Genomic DNA, 21431 nt, shown 5'->3' with positions numbered 1-21431 from the left:
CTACTGCTGATTGACGGGTGAGACGGAGAGCACTTCCGGCATGCCCGGCGCTTGATCCTCCGTGCCGGCGCTGGGCCGCCCCTTCAGCTTGACGCGCCATTGCGGCGCGCCCGCGTACGGCAGCCGCGCCAGTGCGCCCGCCACGAGATACGGCACGGCCTCGCGGGCGTCGGCGTTGCGGTCGCGCTTCACGACGCTCACCTTGTAGACCTCGCTACCTTCGGGCAGCGCGAAGAAACGCAGCGTCAGCGTATGCACGTGGGGCCGCCCGAACCACGGCAACGACGGTCCCTCGGCCGGCGCGCAGCCGCCGCCGCAGCCGGCGTCCACGACTTTCACCTCGGCGGGGCGCGTGTCCCACGCCACCGAGACGAGATAGCGCGCCGCCTCGGGCGCGCCTGCCTTGAAGCCGCGCTGCGCGAGGCCGTCGCTCAGCAACGCCTGATACGGGAGGACCTCGCCCGCATCGGCCTGGGCGGGGGTTGGCGCAAAACGGTAGATCACGGGTTGGCTGGTCGCCTCCGCAGCAGGCAGCGCGCCAGTGGCCGCGACGTCGGTCGTCACGCCCGCGCATCCGGCGAGGGCGACGAGCATCGGCAGGAGACAGATCGACAGCAAGGTCTTCACGAAACACTCCATCGGGTTGCCGCCGGCATACGGCCGGCGGCATTCAGTTATTCATGCATTCACGCGCAGTCGCAGCGACCCGGCGCGCCTCAAAACGGCGCGTCGAACGCGGGCAGCGACATCGTCAGGACGGTGCCCTTGCCTGGCTCGCTGTCCAGCTGGACGTCGCCGCCGTGGCGAGTCACGACCGTTTTCACGAACGCCATGCCGAGCCCCGCGCCGCTCACCTCGGGCCGCTGTTCCGCGTGAAAGCGCTGGAACGGCTGGAACAGCCTCGCCTGATCTTCCGGTGCGATGCCGTAGCCCTGATCGCGAATCGAGCAGACCACGCGCGGCGGAGCGCGGTCGTCCAGCGCGACAGTGCAGACGATGCGCGTATCCGCAGGACTGTACTTCACTGCGTTGTTCAGCACGTTCACGAGCGCGCGCGTCATGAGCGAGCGGTCGGCGTTGATCCAGCCCATCTGCTCGCCTTCGAACGCGGTGTCGATCTGGATGCGCTTCGCGTGCGCCTGCGGCCACACTTCGTCGCTCGCGTCGATCACCAGCTCCGCGAGGCTCGTGGGCTCGAGCGCATACACCTGCGACTCGGCGCGCGCGAGCTGCACGAAGTCGTCGGCGAGCTTGAGCGAGCGGCGCGCGTAGCGCTCGATGCGCTCCATCACGCCGCGCACGGGCTCGGAGCCGAGCGTGCCGCGCTCGCGCTCCGTCTCGACGAGCGCGACGATCGAGGCCTGCGGCGAGCGCATATCGTGCGACAGCAGGCGCAGCGCGTCCTCGCGCTGGCGTTCGGCGTCGTGCAGCTCGGTCACGTCAACGAGACCCGCGATCCAGCCCACCGCCTGCCCCTGCGCGTTCGTGCAGCGCGCGTAGCGCAGCAGGTAGTCGCTGCCGTCGCGCGCGCGCACTTCCACGCCGCGCTCCATCAACTCCGCGAACTCGCCGCGCGCCGGGTCGAGCGGCGCGGGCCAATGCGCGTGCGCAAACGCCATCGCGTCGGGCGACGGGTCGATCGGCTTGACGAGCGCGAGGTCGCCGAAGACGTCCTGCATCCGGCGACCTTCCGCGGCGCTCACGTTCAGGCGCTCGAGATACGCACGCGAAGCATGATTGGCGATCAGCACGACACCGCGCAGGTCGGCCACGAGAATCGGCTCGGGCACCGAATCGAGGCTGTCCCAAACGAAGCGGCGCATGTCCTGCAGCCGCTGCGCGGCCTGCGCCATGAGCGCCATTTGCTGGGCGAGCGCGTCGCCGGCGAATTCGCGGCGCGGCCTGGACGCCTCGGGCAGCAGGTAGGGTTCGTCGGCAAGCTGGCGCAGTTCCTTGCGCAGGTAAGCCATCGTCATTTCGAGGCGACGCCAGCCCCACACCGGATAGACGATGAGCAGCGCGACGATCGCGGGCACGGGCGTGAGCCAGAGGCGCGCGTGCAGCATACCCGCACTCGCGCCGAGCGACACGGCGATCAGGAACGCGAGCAGCAGCAGCGTGCGCAGCGGCGAGAGCACGAGGAAGCCCGCCAGCAGCACCACGAGCGGCACGAGCGAGGCAAGCACGACCATGACCGGCGGCGCGGGCTGGATGGCGCTGCCGTTGAGCAGCGTGTCGAGCACGATGGCGTGGATGTACACGCCGGGCAGCGGCCCGAGCGTGCCCGAGAGCGGCGTGGCGAAGCGGTCGTAAAGCCCCGAAGCCGTGACGCCGACGATCGCCACGCGCCCGCGCAACTGTTCGGGCGGCACGCGGCCACCGAGCACGTCGGCGAACGAGACCTTGTGAAAGGTCTGCGAATTCACCCCGAACGGAATCAGGAAACGGGCCTCGCTGCCCGTCGCCCCCGCATGCAGCACATCATCGCGCTGCGCGGCGGCGGGCGTGCCGTGGGCGAGCTTCACGGCGCCGCTGCGTACCGCCCGCCAGACTGGCACCATCAGTTGCGGCCAGCGTTGCTGCGCGTCGCCTTCGAACAGCGCGACGCTGCGCACGATGCCGTCGCTATCGACTTCGAAATTGATATGGCCCATGCCGGCGACCGCCTGCGCGAGCGATGCGACCGGGCGCACGGCCTCGCGGCGGCCGGTGTCGTCGGCGGGCGTGAGCAGGATGGGGAGGAACGCCGGGCGCGCGCGCAGCGCCTGCGCAAAGTGCGCGTCGTCGGGAGACGATTCGGTGAACAGCACGTCGTAGACGACGGCCGCCGCGCCCGCTTTCGCGAGCTGATCGGCGAGCCGCGCATGCAGCTCGCGCGGCCACGGCCAGCGCCCGAGCGCCGCGACGCTCGCGTTGTCGATCTCCACGAGCACGATGTCCGGCGACACAGGCAGCGCGCGCGCGGAGAGCAGGCGGTCATAGACCAGATGGTCGGCGCCGCTCGTGAGCCGCCAGAGCACGCAGAGCACGACCACGGCCACGCCCGCGCAGCCCACTGCGGCCCATTCGAACAGGAAGCGTCGCCCGACGGAGCGGCCAAGGCGCGCGGGCGGCCTCACGCTCATGCGGGGCTCCACCTCGTCCACCCGAGTCACCAGTCGAGCCTGAACGACTGGACCGGGCTGGCCTTCTGGTAATAGTGGCCGTTGTCGAACTGCTCGGCGATCACCGTCCAGTAGTAGACGCCCTTCGGCAGGTCGCGCACGACCGCGTCGCCCTCCGTGATGTCGGTACGGTCGATAAGCGGCGCGCGCAGATCGGACGTCGTGCCGAGCACGAAGCGAAAGCGCGTGTTCGGCGCGTTGCGGTCGATGAACCAGCGGAACGCGAAGTCGCGCGAGCCTTCGACGGGGCCGGCGCTCGTGCCGAGCGCGACGCGCCGGCGCTCGAACGCATACGACGCCGGCATGCCTTCGAGACCACGGGCGTCGATGGCCGAGATGCGTACGAAGTAGGTGCCGTCTTCGAGGTTGGCAAACGACACGCGAGGGTCGGCGCTGCGCCGGTCGCGAATCATGTCGAGCAGACCCGCGTCCCGGCCGATTTGCACGCGCCAGGCGCTTGCACCCGCTGAGGGCGCGATTTCGAAGGCGACGTCTTGGTCGTCCTGCACCTTGGACGGATGCAGCAGCTCGGGCGCGTCGAGCAGCGTGACGGGCGCGCCCGCCGGCTGGCCCGCCAGCGTGAGGTTGCCGTGGTGCGCGGCGACGAGTTGCTCCGAGGCGGTGAGCGGCGTGCCCGGTGCAGGCGGCTGCGCGCGAGCGCCGTGGCGATTGCCGGCCGGCGAATCGGCGTCTACGCCCACCGCGCCGTCCAGCACCTCGACCGCCGTCGCGCCCTTGTCGCCGTCGTAGCTCACGCGAAACTGCGTGCCGCGCACGCCGGCCACCACGGAAGGCGAGCGGATCTGGAAGCGATCGTCCCTCTTCGTGGCATGCGTGACCTCGCTGTTCACCTCGCCATGACGGAGATCGACAATGCGGTCGGTCGCGCCCGTGAGCGCCGCTTGACGCAGCGTGGCAAGGTCGACAGAGGTATCGGGCGGCAGCGCAATATGCGAGCCGTCGGCCAGTTCGAGGGTGGCGAAGCCGTTGTGGCCGGTCTGCACCCGGTCGCCTTCGACGAGGCTCGCGCCGACCGTGAGCGGCAGGAGCGGTCCGGCGCGGAACGCATGCTGCACGGGACCGTTCGCGGCGACCACCTTCGCGCTCAGACCGTCCTGGCGCAGCAGCGCGACCGGCACGCGCAGCGTCGTGCCCGGCCGGAGGCGGCGCGGCTCGCTCACATGATTGAGCCTCGCGAGCTTATTCCAGTCGGCGGGATTGCGCAGGTAACGGGTAGCGATGTCGTAGAGCGAGTCGCCGGGGCGGGTGACGTAAGTGGTCATCTCGGGCGGCTGCGCCGCAGCGTTCTCGCCCGCCTCTGCGCCGCGGGGAAGTGCAACGAACGCAAGCGCGAAGGCAAGGAACGGCACCGCTGTGGCGCGCACCGCACACACGCCCCTCACGCGTTGTCCCCCTCGATACGCTCGAGCCGGTAACCGTAGCCGTAGATCGGCGTGAGGCGATAGCCGTTTTCGGGGCGCAGGCCGAGCTTCGAGCGCAGCATGGAAACGTGCGTGTCCATCGTGCGCGAAGGAATGTCGTCGGACTGCTTCCAGATCACGTCGAGAATGTGCGCGCGCGACAGCGGCCGGCTCAGGTGCTGAAACAGCAGCAGCGCGAGATCGAACTCCTTCTGCGTGAGCGCGACGTTGCGGCCGCTCACCGAAGCCTGGCGGGACTTCAGGTCGAACTCATACTCGCCGAAGGTTTCCTTGAACGCGGGCGTGTGTAGCTGATAGGCGCGGCGCAGCAGCGAATTGACGCGGGCGATCAGCACCGGCGCCGAGACAGGCTTGACGACATAGTCGTCGGCGCCGGCATTGAGCATTTGCGCGATGTCGGCTTCGCGGCTGCGGCTCGTCATGAAGAGCACCGGCAGGCGCGTGGAGAGGCTCTGCCGCACCCAGTGCAGCACTTCGTCGCCGGCCATGTCTGGCACGTTCCAGTCGAGCACGAGCAGATCGAACGTCTGCCGCCGAAGCTGCCTGACGAGCTCGCTGCCCTTGGCAAACGCGTGGCAGACGTGGCCCGCCGCGCTCAAGGTCTGGCAGACGAACTCTGTCTGCGCTGCATCGTCATCCAGTACTGCAACTCTCATAGCACCCCGCAACCAGATTTGTTCTTCATCGTCCTACGATGGACTGCCTCCCTGCCGCACCGCGCTGCCACCGGGACCATTGCCTGGCGGGCTTTGGCGCGCGCGTGGGCGCCGGATCGCGGGGCGCCCGCCCGGGCCCTGGCGGCACGCGGGAGCCGCCGTGCACCAAAGCCCGCTACTGTCGCCGCGTCTCGAAAAAAATGGGAGCGCGAGGCCGCGCTCGACTTCGGTGAACAGATCGCTCTCATGTTAATCGCTCATGGTAGTCGAATTTGCCCTGGTTCGAACCGGGCCTGGCCGCCTCGCCCGCAGCCGACGGCGATTGTGCGATCCGCGCGCTCAGATGGGAGCACACGTGCTATGCCGCATGTGCATAGTCGGGCTGCAGACAAGCAGGCACAGCAACTGAGGTGTGAAGCGGCCAGGCGTTTATTCGCGGATGCAACGACGTCGAGCCGTTCGCAATGCGCGAAGCGGCAAAAAGGAGGCGTTCTGAAGTGCGGAAAAAAATGTGGCGACGGCCGCGTGCTGCGCACTGCGTGGTCTCCGGATTCCGCCCCGGAGTCGGACCGCCAGCGCAGTCATCGTCGTACGCGGCGCGAGCCCCGCTGCCAGCGTCACCGCCCGACGCTATCAGCGGGCCGCAGCCGCCTCCCTGCACGACGAGGCACGTGCCGCCATCGCCACGTCCACCTCAAAGCACTGGTTTTCCCAGCGTTATCCGGCGAACTCGGGTTCGCTCTGACTTCCTCTTGCTGACTGCGTCGCCAGGTCCCGAGCGAGCCAGCCCCCATAGCAGAAATCCATTGCCAGCGGCGCATGCGCGAAGCTCGCATGGCGCTGGCGGCGTGCGGCGATGCCTGCATGAGCCGCGACGACGTATTCTCACCTGGCTGCCATGGATTTACTGTCAGGGATTGTTAAATCTGTCAGAACCGACGAAAAACGATGGAAAGCCAGCCGGATAGCATGGTTTGGGCGATGGCTCCCGCGAGCCTGGGTAACGCGACGCGCGACCGTAAGGCGCCTTGATTGATTCGCAATCCTAACTCGCAGCCGGAAAACAGCAGCGGGGGATTCCCGCCATGGGATCCCGCTGCTGCGAAGCGATGCGGTATGCGTTAGTGCTCGGTTTGCCGCTCGTTGCCCCGTTCGCCACCCTGGCTGGGACCATGGCCGCCCTGACCACCCTGAGGCGGCGCGGCCGGCCGCCCCTGCGGCTGTTGAGGTGCGGGCGCGGGCGGGCGCATGCCGCCCTGCGGCTGTTGAGGTGCTGGTCCCTGCGCGCGCATGCCGCCCTGGGGCTGAGGCTCCGGCGGACGCGCATAGCCCTGCGCGGGCGCGCCGGCCGGCGAGCGGCCGCCGAACTGCTGCTGCTCGGGCGGATGCCCCGCCTCATGGGGACGCATGGTGCCCGGCTGCTCTCCGTTCCCGGGCGGGCGTTGCGCTCCGGGCGGCGGTGCGCCGCGCATCGGCTCATTGGGCGCGGGCGGGCGCCCGCCACCGCCAGACTGAATGGCGGGTGGACGGCCCGGCGCACCATGCCACGCCGGCGCTGCCGGCGGCCGGCCGCGTTCAGGCGGCGGCACGTGCTCCCAGCGCTGCTGTTCGCCATACCATGGCCGGTCGCGATAGAAACTGCCCCAGTAGGCGCCGAGCGAGAACGCCACGATTGGCAGGCCGATCTCCGCGCCATAGTCGGTGAGCGGCACGTAGTTGCCCTGATACGGATAACTGAGATACCCGCCGTAGACCCAGCCGCGCAGACCGGGCACCGTGACGTCGCACCACGAATAGTCGCCCACGCAGCCCATCACGGTGACGGGCTGGCCGGGTCCCAATTCCGCAACGACGGGATAATCGCCTGAAGGCCCGGCGTACAGATCCACGGGTTCGCTCGTGTAGGCCGCGGATTGCGCGCTGGCGTCGGACGATACGAGCACGAGACCGCTTGCGAGGCACGCGCTGGCGAGCGCAGGTGCGAGCGCACGCAGAGGCGTGTTGAAGCGCTTGGACATCGTTTCTCCCTGTTCCAGCTAGTTTGTTTTGCCGCTGCGCAATTGCCATGCCCGACCGTCTTCGTCACGCTGGGGGCAACAGGAGAAACGTATTGGCTTGCTCGATCACTGGGCAGAATGCCTTCGGTCAGGACTCGATCCCCACTCGAGTCGATACCCGTGGGTTAGCGAGACGACGCCCACCTCGTGAAAGACGGCGCGCGGTACTATCTTCGTCGGCCCCGTCCGGTACTCCCCTGTCCCATGGAACTGAAGCAGATCCAGTACTTCATCGCGCTTTTCGAAGAAGGCACCGTCACGCGCGCCGCCAGGCGGCTCAACATCGCGCAACCGGCGCTCAGCATGCAGATCGCCAAGCTCGAAACCGAGTTTCGGCAGAAGCTCTTCGAGCGTGGACCGCACGGCATGGCGCCGACCGAAGCCGCGCGATTGATGTACCGCCTTTACACGCCGATCATGCGCGACATCGAGCACGCACGGGAGCACCTGAGTCGTCGCGATGTCATCGTGACGGGACGGGTGTCGCTGGGGATGGTTTCGTCGGAGGCGCAGAGCGTATTGCCAGAATCGCTCGCCCGCTTCGATGCGCTTTTCCCGCAAGTCGAAGTCTCCGTCGCCGATGGGTTCAGCGCGCAACTGATCGACGCTGTCGAATCTGGCCGGCTCGATGCCGCCATCATCAACAAGCCGCGCGGACGGCTGACGCTCCACGTAGAGCCTTTGCTCGTCGAGGAAATGGTGCTGGTCACGAGCGTCATGCACGGCCCAGAGCTGCCCGACGAGATCGATCTCACGCAGCAGTCGGGCATCGAATTCGTGTTGCCCACGCGCCGCAACGGCCTGCGCGGCGCACTCGATGCCGCGCTGATGGCGGCCGACGTCGTCATTCAGCCGAAGTTCGAAATCGATCTGCTCAGCACCATCGTCCAGTTCGTTGAGCAGAGCAGTGTCGCGACGATTCTTCCGCGCGTCGTCGTGCAGGCGAAAGTGGACGAAGGGCGCCTGCGCGCACGCACGATCGCGTCGCCGCCGATCGTGCGCCACATCATTCAGGTCACGCATCCCAAGCGGCCGATCGGGCCGGCCGCCCAGGCGCTCATCACGATTATCACTGATGAGATAAAGCGCGTGACGACGGGTGTTTTGGGGAAACAAGCGCCTTAGCGGCCGCGTTCCAACGGTTCGCGCGCACTACTCGGAACGTCGCTGCGCGTGCCGAACAGCGTGTCGCAGATCGGGAACGTGAGGTTGAAGTTCTGTGTCGCCATCACTTCGGGATCGTGGTGTGTGGTGTGCAGGCGCCGCACTGTGTTGACGAGCGGAACGCGGTCGAGGAACGGGCTGTCGGTGACGTGTGAGAGCGTATGCAGGCCCTCGTACATTAGAAAGTACGCCGCCATCGTGAGCAGCGCGATGTAGCCTGCGTTGCGGGAGAATACGAACCCAATCACGAGCGCGAACGGCACGGCCGCCAGCACGAACGCAACCGGCGCAAAAGGCGGAAACAGCAGCGCGCGCCAGTGACGGTGACCCTTGTATTCAAGCGTCACATGCGTGAAGAACCGGTGATGGACGGCGCAATGGCGCTTGTAGATCATGCTGAAATACTTCGTCGGACGATGCAGCACGTAGCGGTGCGCCGCCCATTCCGCCCAATTGCCGAACAGAAAGAGCGGAATGACCGCCAGCCATTCGGCGAGCGTCGGTGCATGAAGCTGCATCAGGCAATACACGATCACGCCGCCGGTGAAGAGCAATGTGAAGCCGAGGTGCATTTCGCCGCGATACCACCATGGCGTGGCATTGACATACTCGTCACGGAACTTGTAGGAACGCGCACGAACGTCTTCTTCGTATTTCATCGATGTCTCCGGCCGTTGTGAAAGGCGTGCGCCCGTTGGCGTCCGCCGTTGTGCGCAATGACTCAGGAGGGACTGCGCGCGGAACCGCCTTCGAGCTTGCCGAGCGTCTCGGGCACCACGAACGCGCCCACGAGAAAGATCACGCTGATCGCGACGACGAAGATCGCGAGCGTCGACGGCAATTGACCCGCATCCTTTGCGGCGAGCGAGACGAACGTCGGCATCATTCCGCCGATCGCGAAGCCGATGTTCCACGACAGACCCGTGCCGGTCGCGCGGATCTCGGTCGGAAAGCGTTCGTTCAGGAAGATCAGCACGGGCGCATAACCAGCGCTGCCGAGCGCGGAAAGCAGCACCGCATAGACGCCGATCATCGTGATGCTTTGCGCCGTCGGCAGCAGCAGGAACAGCGCGGGCATCGCGACGAGCCGGATGATGCCGATCCAGATAAACGCGCCCTTGCGTCCGATGAACGTACTGACGTGCCCTGCCGCGACCGAAGCGAGCACCACGGCCACGCTGCAGATCATCAGGATCGCGGCGGCGGCACCGTTCGGTGCATGGCTCACGATCTTGAGAAAGGTCGGCAGATAACCTGATGTGAGGTAGTAGCCGCTGCCGCCGCCGATAGTCAGCAGCAGATTGACGAACAGCACGCCGCGATACTCCCGCGAAAACAGCGTGCGGATGGGCGAGCGCACCTTTTCGGCGTTGACGATCTTCGTCTGCGCAGCGGCTTTTGCAGCTTTTTCCGCGGCGAGCTTCTTCCAGAGCGGCGATTCTTCGAGGCTGTTGAACACGAACAGACCGAGCACCGAACTCAGGATGCCTGTGAAGAACATGCAACGCCAGCCCCAGGCGTCGAACGCATCGCCGGGAAAGAGCGCGGACATCGCCAGATACGTGAGCGATGCGAGCAACGCACCGAGCCCGGCCCCGCCGCCGCCAATCAGACCGGACACCGCGCCGCGATACTTCGGCGCCACCGATTCAGTGCCGATCGTATGCGTCGAAGCCACCACGCCGCCGACGAATACTCCCTGCACAAGACGCAGCAGCAGAAACAGGACCGGTGCCAGGAGCCCGACCTGCGCGACCGTCGGCAGCGCGCCGAAGGCCGCCGTCGAAATCCCGACGCCGACGACCGCGACAATCATTGCACCCTTGCGGCCATGACGGTCGGCATAAGAGCCGAACAGCGCGGAGCCGAGGGGGCGCATTAGCAGCGTCACCGCGAAGGACGCGTACACCGCAGCGAGCGAAAGCATCGCGTGCTCGGACGGGAAGAACAGACGCCCGACGATCGGCGCAACGTACAACAACACGAACAGGTCGAACAGATCGAGCGCCCAGCCCATGCACGACGCCATCACCGCGCCCATGATCTGCCGCTGATTGACCGGAAGCACGGTGGCCCCGTCTTGCGCTGCTACTGCCATTTGCATCTCCTTGTGTGTCACAGGCACGCTTTGTTGGATGCGTGCTCTTGCCGGGGTTGAAAAATCGTCAGTGCGCGGCGGCGAGCGATGCCGCTCTTGCCCCTCGCTGCGCGACCATCGCATCGGCGATCTTCTCGGCGATCATGATGGTCGGTATGTTCGTATTCGCCGATGGCAGTCGCGGCATCAGCGATGCATCCACGACACGCAGCCCTCGCGTGCCTCGCACGCGGCCTTCGGTGTCGGTGACGGCGTAGCGGTCCTGCGCGCCGCCCATGCGGCACGTGCCGCTCGCGTGCCACACGCCGAACACGTTCGCGCGGATGAAATCGGCGAGCGCGCGCTCGTCGCCGATCAGCGCGGCCATCTTCAGGCCGCGCGTGAAGAAGCGTTCAATCAGCAAGCGCCTCACGGGTGCGGGCGTATCGAGCAGCACGCCGAGCATCGAGGTCAGGAGCGCGTTGCCGTCGCCGGCCCGGCTCAACGCCTTCACGCGCGGCGAGAACGCGGCCGGGAAGAAGTCGCGTGAGTCGCGGCCAAGGCCCGATGCATCGACGACGCGCGCCAGCATCCGCACGCCGGCGGCGAGCCGTTGCAGATCGCGTTCGTCGTCGAGCAGATTCAGATCGACGCGCGGCGCAACGGCCGCATCGGGCGATGCCAGCTGCACCCGGCCACGCGAATACGGCCGGTTGCACCACAGGAAAAAGAGGCCGAGCCGGTTGCCGAGCGCATGCCACGCGGCGCGCGTCGCGCTCGACAGATACAGGTCCGACTCGTCGCAGCCGGCAACGCCCGAACTCATGCGCGCGGCCATCATGCTCGCGCGGCGGCGTGCAAGCGGCATGCGAAAGCGCGGTTCGAGAAAATGACAGAACGTGAGGGACGGATGATCCTGCAGATTGCGTCCGACGCCCGGCAAATCCGCCACACACGGAATACCCATCCCAACGAGTTGGCTCGCATCGCCGATACCGGCGCGCATCAGCATCGCGGGCGACTGCAGCGCGCCCGCGCTCAGAACGACTTCGCCCGCATCGAAACGCAAGCGCTCGCCGTTCGCCGCCATCGCGACGACACCGAGCGCCTTCGCGCCTTCCATGACGATGCGTTCGACTCGCAGATTCGCATAGACACTGAGATTGGGGCGCTTGCGCGTGGCTTCGTCGAGATAGGCGATGGCCGTCGACACGCGCTTGTCATCGATGTTCGAGAACGCGCCCGGAAAGAAGCCGTCGCCGAATTCGCCGTTCTGGTCCTGAAGTTCGGCGAAACCGTTCGCGCGCAAACCCTTCGCGAATGCATGACAGAACGCCGGCCAGTCCTTCGGCATGATGCGGCGGATCGGCATGGGTCCGCCGCTGCCGTGCAATTCGCCGCCGGGAAAGTTCACGTCGCGTTCGAGCTTGCGAAAGTACGGCAGCACGTCGCGCCACGACCAGCCTTCGGCGCCGTTCGCGGCCCATTCGTCGTAGTCGCGCGGCAGGCCGCGATTGGCCGACTGCACGTTGATGCTCGAGCCGCCGCCCATCACGCGGCCCTGCTCGTAGATGCGCGGCGCGGCGTGCTGCGTGGCTTTCGCTTTCAGATCGGGCCAGATGTACGCTTCGCCGCAGAAGACGGGCATCGGATAGCTGTCGAGAATCGCCGCAGGCACCGCGCCCGGCGGCGTATCGGCGCCCGCCTCGATCAGCGCGACGCGCACCGACGGCGCCGCCGACAGCCGGTGCGCAAGCACGCATCCCGCCGAGCCGCCGCCTACGATCACGTAGTCGAAGCGATCCATCGCGTTGTCTCCTCTTGTCTCGTCCGCCGCGCGGCGTGTCAGGTGTCAGCTGCCGCGAAACGACGGCTTGCGCTTGCCATGAAACGCTTCGACGCCTTCGCGGAAATCGTCCGACGAGCGCAGACGGCTATAGCAATGCCCTTCAAGTTCGATCGCGATCGACAGCGGCGCGTCTTCCGAATCGTTCAGGAGCTTCTTCGCGGTGCGCTGCGCGAGCGGGGAAAACGCGCGCAGTTCGTCGACGAGCGCATCCGTCGCCGATTCGAGTTCCGCGTCCGCGACGCATTCGACCGCGATGCCCCACTCGTACGCCTGCTTGCCCGGAATGCGGCGCGAGCGCATCACGATGTCCTTCGTGCGACCGATGCCGACCATCGACTGCAAACGCGCCGAGCCGCCCGAGCCGGGAATCTGGCCGAGCTTCTGTTCGGGCAGCGCATAGAAGGTCGTATCGGTGACGATGCGGAAATCGCACGCCAGCGACAACTCGAATCCCACGCCGAAGCAAAAGCCGCGATTCGCCGCGATGACGGGCTTCGAGCAGCGCGCGGGCGCCGCGATATTCCACGCGAGCTTCGACACGTGTTCCGGCGATGCTTCGAGAAAGCCCTTGATGTCGCCGCCGCTCGAAAAGTGCTCGCCCTTCGCGCGCACGACGATTACGCGCACGCGTTCGTCTTCGTCGAGTGCTTCGAATACGGCGCGCAACTGGTCGCGAGCGTGCATCGAAATGACGTTGAACGGCGGGCGATGGAGGACGATGTCCGCGCGCTCGCGCTGCGCGTCGATTTCGACCGAGAAGCCGTCGAGGTCTTGCAGCAGTGTCTGGCCGTGATGATTGAGATCGCTCATTGCGGGTTACTCCTTGGTGGTTTCTATAGGTTGCGCGGCCTGGGCGTTCGAATCGGGCGTGTACTCGCCCGCTTGCAGCTTGCGGCGCAGAATCTTGCCGACGGGCGACTTCGGAATGTCATCGACGAACACGTAGTCGCGCGGGCGCTTGAAGTTGACGAGGTCCGACTCGCGGCACCATGCGTCGAGCGCAGCGGAATCGACGTACTCGCGGCGCTTGATGAACGCGACCACGCGCTGGCCCCAGCGCTCGTCCTTGACGCCCGCGACGGCGACTTCGTCGACGGCGGGATGCAGCGACAGCACCGATTCGATATCCACGGGCGAAATGTTTTCTCCGCCGCTGATGATCATGTCGTCGACGCGGCCGCTCACATAGAGATCGCCGTCGGCATCGAAGTAGCCCGTGTCGCCGGTGAAGTACCAGCCGTCGCGCAGCGACTTCGCGTTCGCGTCCGGGCGATTCCAGTAGCCTTCGAAGGCTTCGTCGCCGAGCAGGTCCACGATGATCTGCCCTTCTTCGCCCACTTCGGCGACCTCATCGGGCGAGAGTGCATCGAGCTTGACGACGCGCAGCCGCGTATTGATGCCCGCGCGGCCCGCGCTGCCGGGTTTCTTCGTCGCGTCCTGGTCGATGCTGAACGTGTAGACCTCTGACGAGCCGTAGTGATTGACGAACAGCTCCGGCTCGAACGCGGCCGAGAGGCGCTTGAGCAGGCCGTCGTTCATCGGCGCGCCCGCGAAACCGAGCTTTTTGACCGACGACGTGTCCGTGTCCGCGAACGCGCTGTCGGCAAGCAGATCGTGATAGAGCGTCGGCACGAGATAGAGGCAGGTGAGCGCGTGCTTCGAGATGCATTCGAGCGCGAGCTTCGCGTTCCAGCGCCGCACGCAGACGAAAAGACCATCGACGAGCGCCATCGCGAGCAGCGAGCGCACGCCCATCGTGTGATAGAGCGGCATCACGCCGAGCGTGCGTTCGCCGCGCCGGTACAGGTTCTGCGCGACGTGCGCAAGCGCACCCGCGCGTTCGTGCCGATGCCGGCGCGGCACGCCCTTGCCTTTGCCTGTCGTGCCGGACGTGTAAAGGATCAGCGAGACGTCGTCGGCGGTGGCGTGTGTGGTGTCGGCCACATTGCGGCTGCGCGCCGGTTCGACGATGAGCACATCGAAGGTGGTGGTGCGGCCGGGCGCATCGTCGAGTCCGACGCGCGGCAGTTTTTGCGCGGCGGCGCTCTGCGCGACCGAATCGGCGCTGACGGGTTCGTACACGATCGCCTTCGCCCCCGCGTCGGTCACGCAGTAGTCGAGTTCGTCCGGCTTCGCACGCCAGTTGAGCGGCACGATCACGATGCCCGCGAACTGTCCGGCCCAATGCAGCGTCGCCATTTCCCAGCGGTTTTGCAGCACGACGAGCAGCCGGTCGCCGCGTTCCAGGCCGAGTTCGCGCAGGCCGTCGGCGACATTCAGAATCATGCGATGCCACTGCGCGTACGTCAGTTGCACATCACCATCGACGAGCGCGAGCGCGTTCGGACTGCGCTCGACGCTTTGCAGGAACGTGCGTCCGAGGTCAAGCATGTTCGACCTCCTTCGCGCTCGCCTCGGCCCGGCGGCGCGCCGCCACGTCGAGCACCGCGGCCACGATGGGCGTGTAGCCCGTACAGCGACAGATATGACCCGAGAGCATCTCGCGCACTTGCTCTTCGGACGGATCGGGCACGCGCCGCAGATAATCCGCGCACGACATCAAAATGCCCGCCGTGCAGAAGCCGCATTGCAGCGCGTGATGCCGCTGGAACGCCTGCTGCAGGTCTCCCAGCGTCTGATCGGGCGCAAGGCCTTCAACGGTATCGACATGCCGCCCCTCGGCCTGCACCGCGAGCATCAGGCACGAGCGCGCCGCGACGCCATCGACCTGCAAGGTGCATGCACCGCACACGCCATGTTCGCAGCCGACGTGCGTGCCCGTCGCGCCGAGTTCGTGCCGGATGAAGTCCGACAGCAGTTCGCGCGGCTCGCAAAAGCCGCTTCGTTCGCGGCCGTTCAGCGTCAGCGCAATGCGCTGCGCTTCGCCGTGCCGCATCATGGTGTCCGCCATCTTGCTCACTTTGCCTCCTCGATCACGCGCCATCCGAGTTGCCGGATCAGATTCCGGCGATATTTCGCGCTGATGTGCGCATCGTCCTGCGCGTGCAGTTTCCAGCACAAATCGTTCAGTGCGCCGCGCAGGTCGTCGCCCTGCAGACGCGGCCATTGCTCCGTCACCGGCCGGTCCGCGACGCCGCCCACTGCAATACGGATCGACTCGTCGGTGACCACGGCCGCGCACGCGACGATCGCGAAATCGCCGTGTCGCGCAGAAAATTCCGCGAACGCGTAGCGCTCGCCCGCCTTGCGCAGCGGGAAGCGCACCGCTTCGACGAGTTCGTCGGGCTCGCGCGCGGTCATCAGCATTCCCTGAAAGAAGTCCTGCGCCGCGAGCGTGCGGCGCCTCTTTCGCGAGCGCAGCATCACGTCGCCGCCGAGCGCCGAAAGCACGAGCGGCAGCTCCGCGCTCGGGTCCGCATGCGCGATCGATCCGCACACGGTTCCGCGATTGCGAATCTGAAAGTGCGAGATGTGCGGGAAGGCCATCGCGAGCAGCGGCGCTTCGTCGGTGAGCGTGCTGCGCCATTCGACGCTGCCTTGCGTCGCCGCGGCGTTCACGACGAGATGCCCCGCCTGCTTGTCCACGCGCACGGCATCGAGTTCAGCGGTGCGCGAGATATCGATCAGCACCTTCGGCTGCGCGAGCCGCATGTTGAGCACGGCCATCAGCGACTGGCCGCCCGCCAGCACGCGCGCGTCTTCGCCGTATTGCGCGAGCGCGTCGAGCGCGTCTTGCGCGGTCATTGCGCGCAGGTAGTCGAACGGTGCGGGCTTCATGCGTGTCTCCTGAAACGGGCGAGGAGTCTTGCGATCCACGATCCTTGCGCTTGCACGGGCTTGCCCGCCGCCTGCCGTCCGAGCGATTCGAACAACTGCTTCAGCACGACCTTCGCCGCGCCTTCGAGCATGCGGCCGCCGACCGCCGCGACCTTGCCCGACACCTGCGCTTCGTAGTCGTACGTGAGCCGCGTGCCGCTGCCTTGCGGCGTCAGTTCGACGAGACCGCTGCCGCGCGCGCTGCCGAGCGGCGACATGCCCGCGCCAGCGAGCCGCAGGCGGCGCGGCGCATCGATTTCCGACAGGCCGATACGCGCCTCGAAACGCGCCTTGATCATGCCGACGCCGACGGTCACGTCCGCGCGATACTGGTTCGGCGCCGTCTCTTCGAGCGCGTGACAGCCGGGAATGACGTTCGCGAGCGCCTTCGGATCGAGCAGCACGGCGAACACCGCTTCGGGGGTCGCGGGCAGATCGACAGCGCCCTGCGCCGTCAGTGCGCGTCCGCCCCCCGGCGTCGCGGGCTTCGTGACGGCCGCTTCGCGATATTCCGGCCGCGACGGTTCGGGATCGTCCATGCCGATCATCGCCATCACTCTGGGCGGCGTGAGCGGCAGACGAATGTCTTCGACGCCGAGCGCGTCCGCCACCGCATTCGCGATGCACGGCGGCGTGCTCATGTTGTTGCCTTCGCCGAGACCCTTCGCGCCAAGCGGCGTGAAAGGCGAAGGCGTCTCCAGATGCACGATCAGCGGATCGGGCACTTCGCAGGTCGTCGGCATCAGATAGTCGGCGAGCGTGCCGGACTGGAAGCTGCCGTCCGCGCCGTACCGGAACTCTTCCATCAGCGCCGCGCCGACGCCTTGCGCGAACGCGCCGCGAATCTGGCCATCGGCGAGTGCGGGATTGAGGATGGTGCCGGCGTCGTGCACGGTCACGTATCGGTCGATGCGCACGCGTCCCGTCGCGCGATCCACTTCGACGCCGCACATGTCGAACGCGAAGCCATACGCCGCCGATGTATTGATGCGGTCCTGTTCGTCGGGTGCATCCATGTGCGGCGGGGACCAGAACACGGTTTCGCGCAAGCCCGGCTCTTCGCCCTCGGGCAGGAGCGCAGGCGCCCAGTGCGGCGCATTGCTCGCGGCGCGTGCGAACGGCAGCGCGCGGTCTACGGCGTCGTGCGGAAAGACGCGCGCGCCTTCGAAGCGCACGTCGCCGGGCGCGCAGTCGAACTGCTTCGCGAGTACGCGCGCGAGTTTGTCGCGCACGCGCGTCGCGGCGAGATGCACCGTGCCCGCCACCGCGCCCGCGAAGCGGCTCGAATAGTTGCCCGCCGCGACGGACCAGGCGTCCTTGTGCGTGTCGAATTCGACGTTGACGACGATGTCCTTCGGATCGAGCCCGAGCACATCGGCGACGACTTGCGCGCACACCGTCATGTGACCCTGGCCCGCGGGCGTCGAAGCAATCGTCACGACCACGCCGCCGAGCAGATCGACGCTGACGGTCGCGCTCGCTATCGCGCCATTCTTCGGCCCGGCTTTCCTGCGCGCATCGGCGGGCATCACGGTCGTGATGTAGCCCATGTTCGATACCGACGGCTCGACGATCGCGGCGAAGCCAATGCCATACAGCCGCCCTGCGTTGCGCGCGGCGTCGCGGCGCGCGACGAGTTCGCGGTATCCGCCTTCGTCGAGCGAACGGCGCAGCGCTTCCTGATAGTTGCCCGAATCGAGCAGCGCGCCTGCCGCCGCGCGATACGGGAACGCATCGGCGGCAACGAAGTTGCGGCGATACACGTCGAGCACATCGAGCTTCAGCTCGATGGCGATGCGCTGAATCAGCCGTTCCAGCGCGAAATACACCTGTGGTCCGCCGAATCCGCGCACGAGGCCGGTTGGCGTCTTGTTCGTCAACACGACCCGGTTGCGCACGACGAGATTCGGGATGTCGTAGGCCCCCGTCAGACAGCCGTGCATCCGGTAGAACGTCGCGGGCTCGGGCGCACGCACGTAGCCGCCGACGTCTTCCAGTTGATCGTAGGACAGCGCGACGATGCGGCCATCCGCTTCGACGGCGGCTTCGATCGTCGAGACGCGCGCCGTCGCCGATGTGGCTGCGCTCAGGTGTTCGAGCCGGTCCTCCACCCACTTCACCGGCGCGCCCGCCTTGCGCGACGCGAGGCACATCAGCACGACATAGGGAAACACCGCCTGCTTCACGCCGAAGCTGCCGCCGGAATCGCGCGGCGCCTTATGACGGAGCCGGTTCGCGGGCACGTTCAGCGCCATCGCCATGACGGCGTGCAGCGAGAACGGCCCCATAAAATTCGACGTGACGTCGTAGCCTTCATCGCCCGAGAGGTATTCGGCGATCACGACGCCGCATTCGATCGGCGCGCACGAGTTGCGCGGATAATGCGCGACCAGCTTCACGCGATGCGGCGCGCGCTCGAAGGCCGCTTCCGGCTCGCCGTAGCGGAAATGCCGGTCGCTGACGACGTTGCTGCCGACGCGTTCGTGCAGCACCGGGGCGTCGTCCTGCGCGGCTTGTTCGATCGACGTCACGGGGTCGCGCATCGCGTACTCGACCTTGATCAGATCGAGCGCGTCTTCCGCCAACGCGCGCGATTGCGCCATCACGACGGCCACCGGCTCGCCGACGTAGCGCACGCGGTCCATCGCGAGCGCCCACTGTTCCATCGGCGATTTCACGCCGACGACGAACGGTCGCGACCACGGACGCAGATCGTCGCGCGTGAGCACGGCGCGCACGCCCGCGAGTCTGGATGCGGCTTCCGTATCGATCGACAGGATGTCCGCGTGCGCGTGCGGCGAACGCAGAATCGCGGCGTGCAGCGTGCCGGGCTTTACAGCGATGTCGTCCCCGTAGCGGCCACGGCCCGTCAGGATCGCCGGGTCTTCGAGGCGCTCCATCGGGCGTCCGACGTGACGCTGCGGTGCGCTCGCTTCGCGCGCCGGGTTGTCGGCGTCGCGCGCGTCTACCTGGGCGAATGCGGTTTCGCGCTGGTTCATGACCTTACTCCTCCCCTGCGGCGCGGCCGCCGAATTCATCGGCGAGACCGCTCCAGCGGCGCGCAATCTCGTCGTGCTCGATGCCGAACAGATCGAGAATCCGCCCGACAGTGTGGTCGACCACGTCGTCGATAGTCTGCGGATGCGCGTAGAACGCGGGCACCGGCGGCATCACGATCGCGCCCATTTCCGTGGCGAGCGTCATGTTGCGCAGATGCGCGAGATTGAGCGGCGTTTCGCGCGCGACCAGCACGAGGCGGCGACGCTCCTTGAGCATCACATCGGCGGCACGCGTAAGCAGGTTGTCCGCGAAGCCGTTCGCGACGCCCGCGAGCGTTTTCATCGAACATGGCGCGATCACCATGCCTTCGGTCAGAAACGATCCGCTCGCCACCGCCGCGCCGATATCGCGCACGTTGTGCACGACATCGGCAAGGGCTTCGATATCACCACGCGTGAGGCCGAGCTCCTGTGCGGCCGTCACCGCGCCCGACGACGACACGATGAGATGCGTCTCGTGCGTGCCGAGCCGGCGCAACGCGGCGAGCAAACGCACGCCGATCACGGCGCCGCTTGCGCCCGAGATGCCGACGACGATGCGCTTCCTGCGTTCAGTCATGATTGCGCGCCATGTAGGCCTCGAAGGCGCTGTTGTCGGCGGCGACGAGCGCATTCAGATCAACGGTGTCCTGACCGGGAATGCGCACGCGCGTGAAGACGTGCGCCGGATAGACGACCGGGCGCGTCGCGTCGAGGCCCAGCTTCGCGCTCACGCCCTGCAGATGCGGCGGCGCATCGTCGGGCTGACCTACCGTCGTCGACGGATCGAGCGGCGAGCCCTGCGCGCCCGCGATCACGACCATGTCGCGGTCCGCCTGAAAGCGCGTCGCGATCGCCCATTCGATTTCCGCGGGATCGTGGACGTTCACATCGGTATCGACGACGACAACCTGCTTGATGTCGTAGTGCGCGCCGAACGCGCAGAGGATGACGTTCTTCGCTTCCCCTTCGCGCTTCTTGTCGAACTGCACCCACAGGTGATAGCGGCACACGCCGCCCACCGACAGATGCACGTCTTTCACCGCCGGATGGCTGCGCTGGAGATGCGCAAGCAAGGTGGCTTCACGCGGGATCGCGCCGAGCAGCAAATGCTCCATTTCGGCCGGCACTATCGTATGAAAAATCGGATCGCGCCGATGCGTGAGCGCCGCTACTTCGATGACTTCGCGTGCTTCCTTCGCGCTGTAGTACTTCGGGAACTCGCCGAACGGGCCTTCCGGCTCGCGGACGTTCGGCAGAATGCGCCCTTCGATGACGATCTCCGCGAACGCCGGCACATGCGTGCCGTTCGTCACGCACTGCACGACGGGCAGCGGCGCGCCCTGCAGCGCCCCCGCGATTTCGAGCTCGTCGTGATCGATCGGCGTGATCGCCTGTGAGGCGAGCAGGGTCAACGGATCGACGCCAATGGCGATGGCCACGTCGAGCGCATCGCCGGCGGCTTCCGCCTCGCGCTGAAATGCGTAGAGATGGCGCGGCAGCAGCAGGATCGCCATGCGATCGGGGCCGTGCACCTGGATGCGGTTGATCGAGACGTTCTGCACGCCGGTGCGCGGATTGCGCGCGATCACGAGGCCTGCTGTGATGTACGGGCCGTTGTCATGCTCGCTGTGCGTGGGAATCGGCAACAGCGCGTGAAGATCGATGCCGCTCGTGTGCACCACTTGCTGGCACGGCGCATCGTCGCGTTCAACGAGCTTCGATGCGAGCGGCGCGGCGGCCGCAGCGGAGAACCGCGCGAGTAACGCGGATTCATCGACGCCCATCGCTTCCGCAATCCACGCGCGCTTCGACATGAAGCCGCTCACCACGGGCACTGCATGACCGCGCGGCTGCGTGAAAAAAGCCGCTTGTGTGCCGTCGAGGCGCTTCGCGATCGCGGCGAGTTCGTGTTCGAGCGCAACGGGCTTGTCGATCGTCGCGACGCGACCGGTTTTCGCGAGATACGCGAGCCAGTCGCGCAGCGAAAGCGAGCCGGTGCCGGCGCGGCCGGGGGCCCAGTCAAGCGAGGGAATGCCGTTCGTGGCGGCATCGCGTGTATTCATCAGCGTCTCCATCTGTGAGCACCTGCCGAGGCAAGCGCATGGATGAAGCGTAGCGAGATCGCCCCATAAGATCTAATACCGTGTATTGATGCGCAAGATCATTTCTCGTTATATCCGTGTTCCTCCGGATGACAGTGTCCT

Annotated in this window: 16 protein-coding genes; 1 reads left to right on the top strand and 15 read right to left on the bottom strand. The window is 66.8% G+C overall.

All coding sequences use genetic code 11. The annotated features are described in order from the left end of the window. The 5 genes from M3I53_RS22340 to M3I53_RS22320 form a co-directional block, all read right to left on the bottom strand. Entirely contained in the window at positions 1 to 627 is a 627-nt protein-coding gene (locus tag M3I53_RS22340) for a DUF4136 domain-containing protein (RefSeq protein WP_254318030.1), read from the bottom strand. An 89-nt stretch (positions 628 to 716) separates the two neighbouring features. Continuing rightward, positions 717 to 3125 (bottom strand): CHASE2 domain-containing protein, encoded by a 2409-nt coding sequence (locus M3I53_RS22335; protein WP_254318029.1) that lies wholly within the window; start codon positions 3123 to 3125, stop codon positions 717 to 719. Positions 3126 to 3151: 26 nt separating this feature from the next. Continuing rightward, a complete protein-coding gene (locus M3I53_RS22330) occupies positions 3152 to 4549 on the bottom strand; it encodes a FecR domain-containing protein (RefSeq protein WP_254318028.1) in 1398 nt (465 codons plus the stop codon). A gap of 14 nt (positions 4550 to 4563) precedes the next feature. Beyond that, a complete protein-coding gene (locus M3I53_RS22325; protein ID WP_254318027.1) occupies positions 4564 to 5262 on the bottom strand; it encodes a response regulator transcription factor in 699 nt (232 codons plus the stop codon). A 1121-nt stretch (positions 5263 to 6383) separates the two neighbouring features. Further along, on the bottom strand, positions 6384 to 7280 hold the full coding sequence (locus M3I53_RS22320; RefSeq protein WP_254318026.1) for an SH3 domain-containing protein: 897 nt from the start codon (positions 7278 to 7280) through the stop codon (positions 6384 to 6386). 243 nt (positions 7281 to 7523) lie between these two features. Between M3I53_RS22320 and M3I53_RS22315 the strand changes: the two genes are divergently transcribed. Further along, the gene (locus M3I53_RS22315) at positions 7524 to 8444 is read left to right on the top strand and encodes a LysR family transcriptional regulator (RefSeq protein WP_254318025.1); all 921 of its coding nucleotides are present in this window, start codon (positions 7524 to 7526) and stop codon (positions 8442 to 8444) included. Here the strand turns inward: M3I53_RS22315 and M3I53_RS22310 are convergent. From M3I53_RS22310 to M3I53_RS22265, 10 genes are all read right to left on the bottom strand, one after another. Beyond that, entirely contained in the window at positions 8441 to 9142 is a 702-nt protein-coding gene (locus tag M3I53_RS22310; protein ID WP_254318024.1) for a sterol desaturase family protein, read from the bottom strand. The two genes, M3I53_RS22315 and M3I53_RS22310, sit on opposite strands and share 4 nt — an antisense overlap. 62 nt (positions 9143 to 9204) lie before the next feature. After that, positions 9205 to 10581, bottom strand: a complete 1377-nt coding sequence (locus M3I53_RS22305; protein WP_254318023.1) for an MFS transporter — start codon at positions 10579 to 10581, stop codon at positions 9205 to 9207. A gap of 67 nt (positions 10582 to 10648) precedes the next feature. Then, complete coding sequence (locus M3I53_RS22300) at positions 10649 to 12367, bottom strand: GMC family oxidoreductase (protein WP_254318022.1); 1719 nt, start codon at positions 12365 to 12367, stop codon at positions 10649 to 10651. A 45-nt stretch (positions 12368 to 12412) separates the two neighbouring features. After that, entirely contained in the window at positions 12413 to 13219 is an 807-nt protein-coding gene (locus tag M3I53_RS22295) for an enoyl-CoA hydratase/isomerase family protein (RefSeq protein ID WP_254318021.1), read from the bottom strand. Between the two features lie 6 nt (positions 13220 to 13225). Further along, positions 13226 to 14800 carry an AMP-binding protein gene (locus M3I53_RS22290; protein WP_254318020.1) on the bottom strand — a complete coding sequence of 525 codons (1575 nt, stop codon included), beginning with the start codon at positions 14798 to 14800 and terminating at the stop codon, positions 13226 to 13228. Then, complete coding sequence (locus tag M3I53_RS22285; RefSeq protein ID WP_375542565.1) at positions 14793 to 15329, bottom strand: (2Fe-2S)-binding protein; 537 nt, start codon at positions 15327 to 15329, stop codon at positions 14793 to 14795. The genes M3I53_RS22290 and M3I53_RS22285 overlap by 8 nt, the downstream gene beginning before the upstream one ends. Then, entirely contained in the window at positions 15326 to 16147 is an 822-nt protein-coding gene (locus M3I53_RS22280) for a xanthine dehydrogenase family protein subunit M (protein ID WP_254318019.1), read from the bottom strand. Before M3I53_RS22280 ends, M3I53_RS22285 begins: the two co-directional genes overlap by 4 nt. Further along, positions 16144 to 19185, bottom strand: coding sequence for a molybdopterin cofactor-binding domain-containing protein (locus tag M3I53_RS22275; protein WP_254318018.1), 3042 nt, complete (start codon positions 19183 to 19185; stop codon positions 16144 to 16146). The genes M3I53_RS22280 and M3I53_RS22275 overlap by 4 nt, the downstream gene beginning before the upstream one ends. 4 nt (positions 19186 to 19189) lie before the next feature. Further along, positions 19190 to 19804 (bottom strand): UbiX family flavin prenyltransferase, encoded by a 615-nt coding sequence (locus tag M3I53_RS22270; protein ID WP_254318017.1) that lies wholly within the window; start codon positions 19802 to 19804, stop codon positions 19190 to 19192. After that, entirely contained in the window at positions 19797 to 21290 is a 1494-nt protein-coding gene (locus tag M3I53_RS22265) for a UbiD family decarboxylase (RefSeq protein ID WP_254318016.1), read from the bottom strand. Before M3I53_RS22265 ends, M3I53_RS22270 begins: the two co-directional genes overlap by 8 nt. Positions 21291 to 21431 lie beyond the last annotated feature (141 nt).

This window comes from Paraburkholderia sp. CNPSo 3272, from assembly GCF_024206495.1.
In the GTDB taxonomy this organism is placed as follows: Bacteria; Pseudomonadota; Gammaproteobacteria; order Burkholderiales; family Burkholderiaceae; genus Paraburkholderia.
Note: the sequence above shows the minus strand (reverse complement) of the source record. Positions and strands in the feature narration are given on the sequence as shown.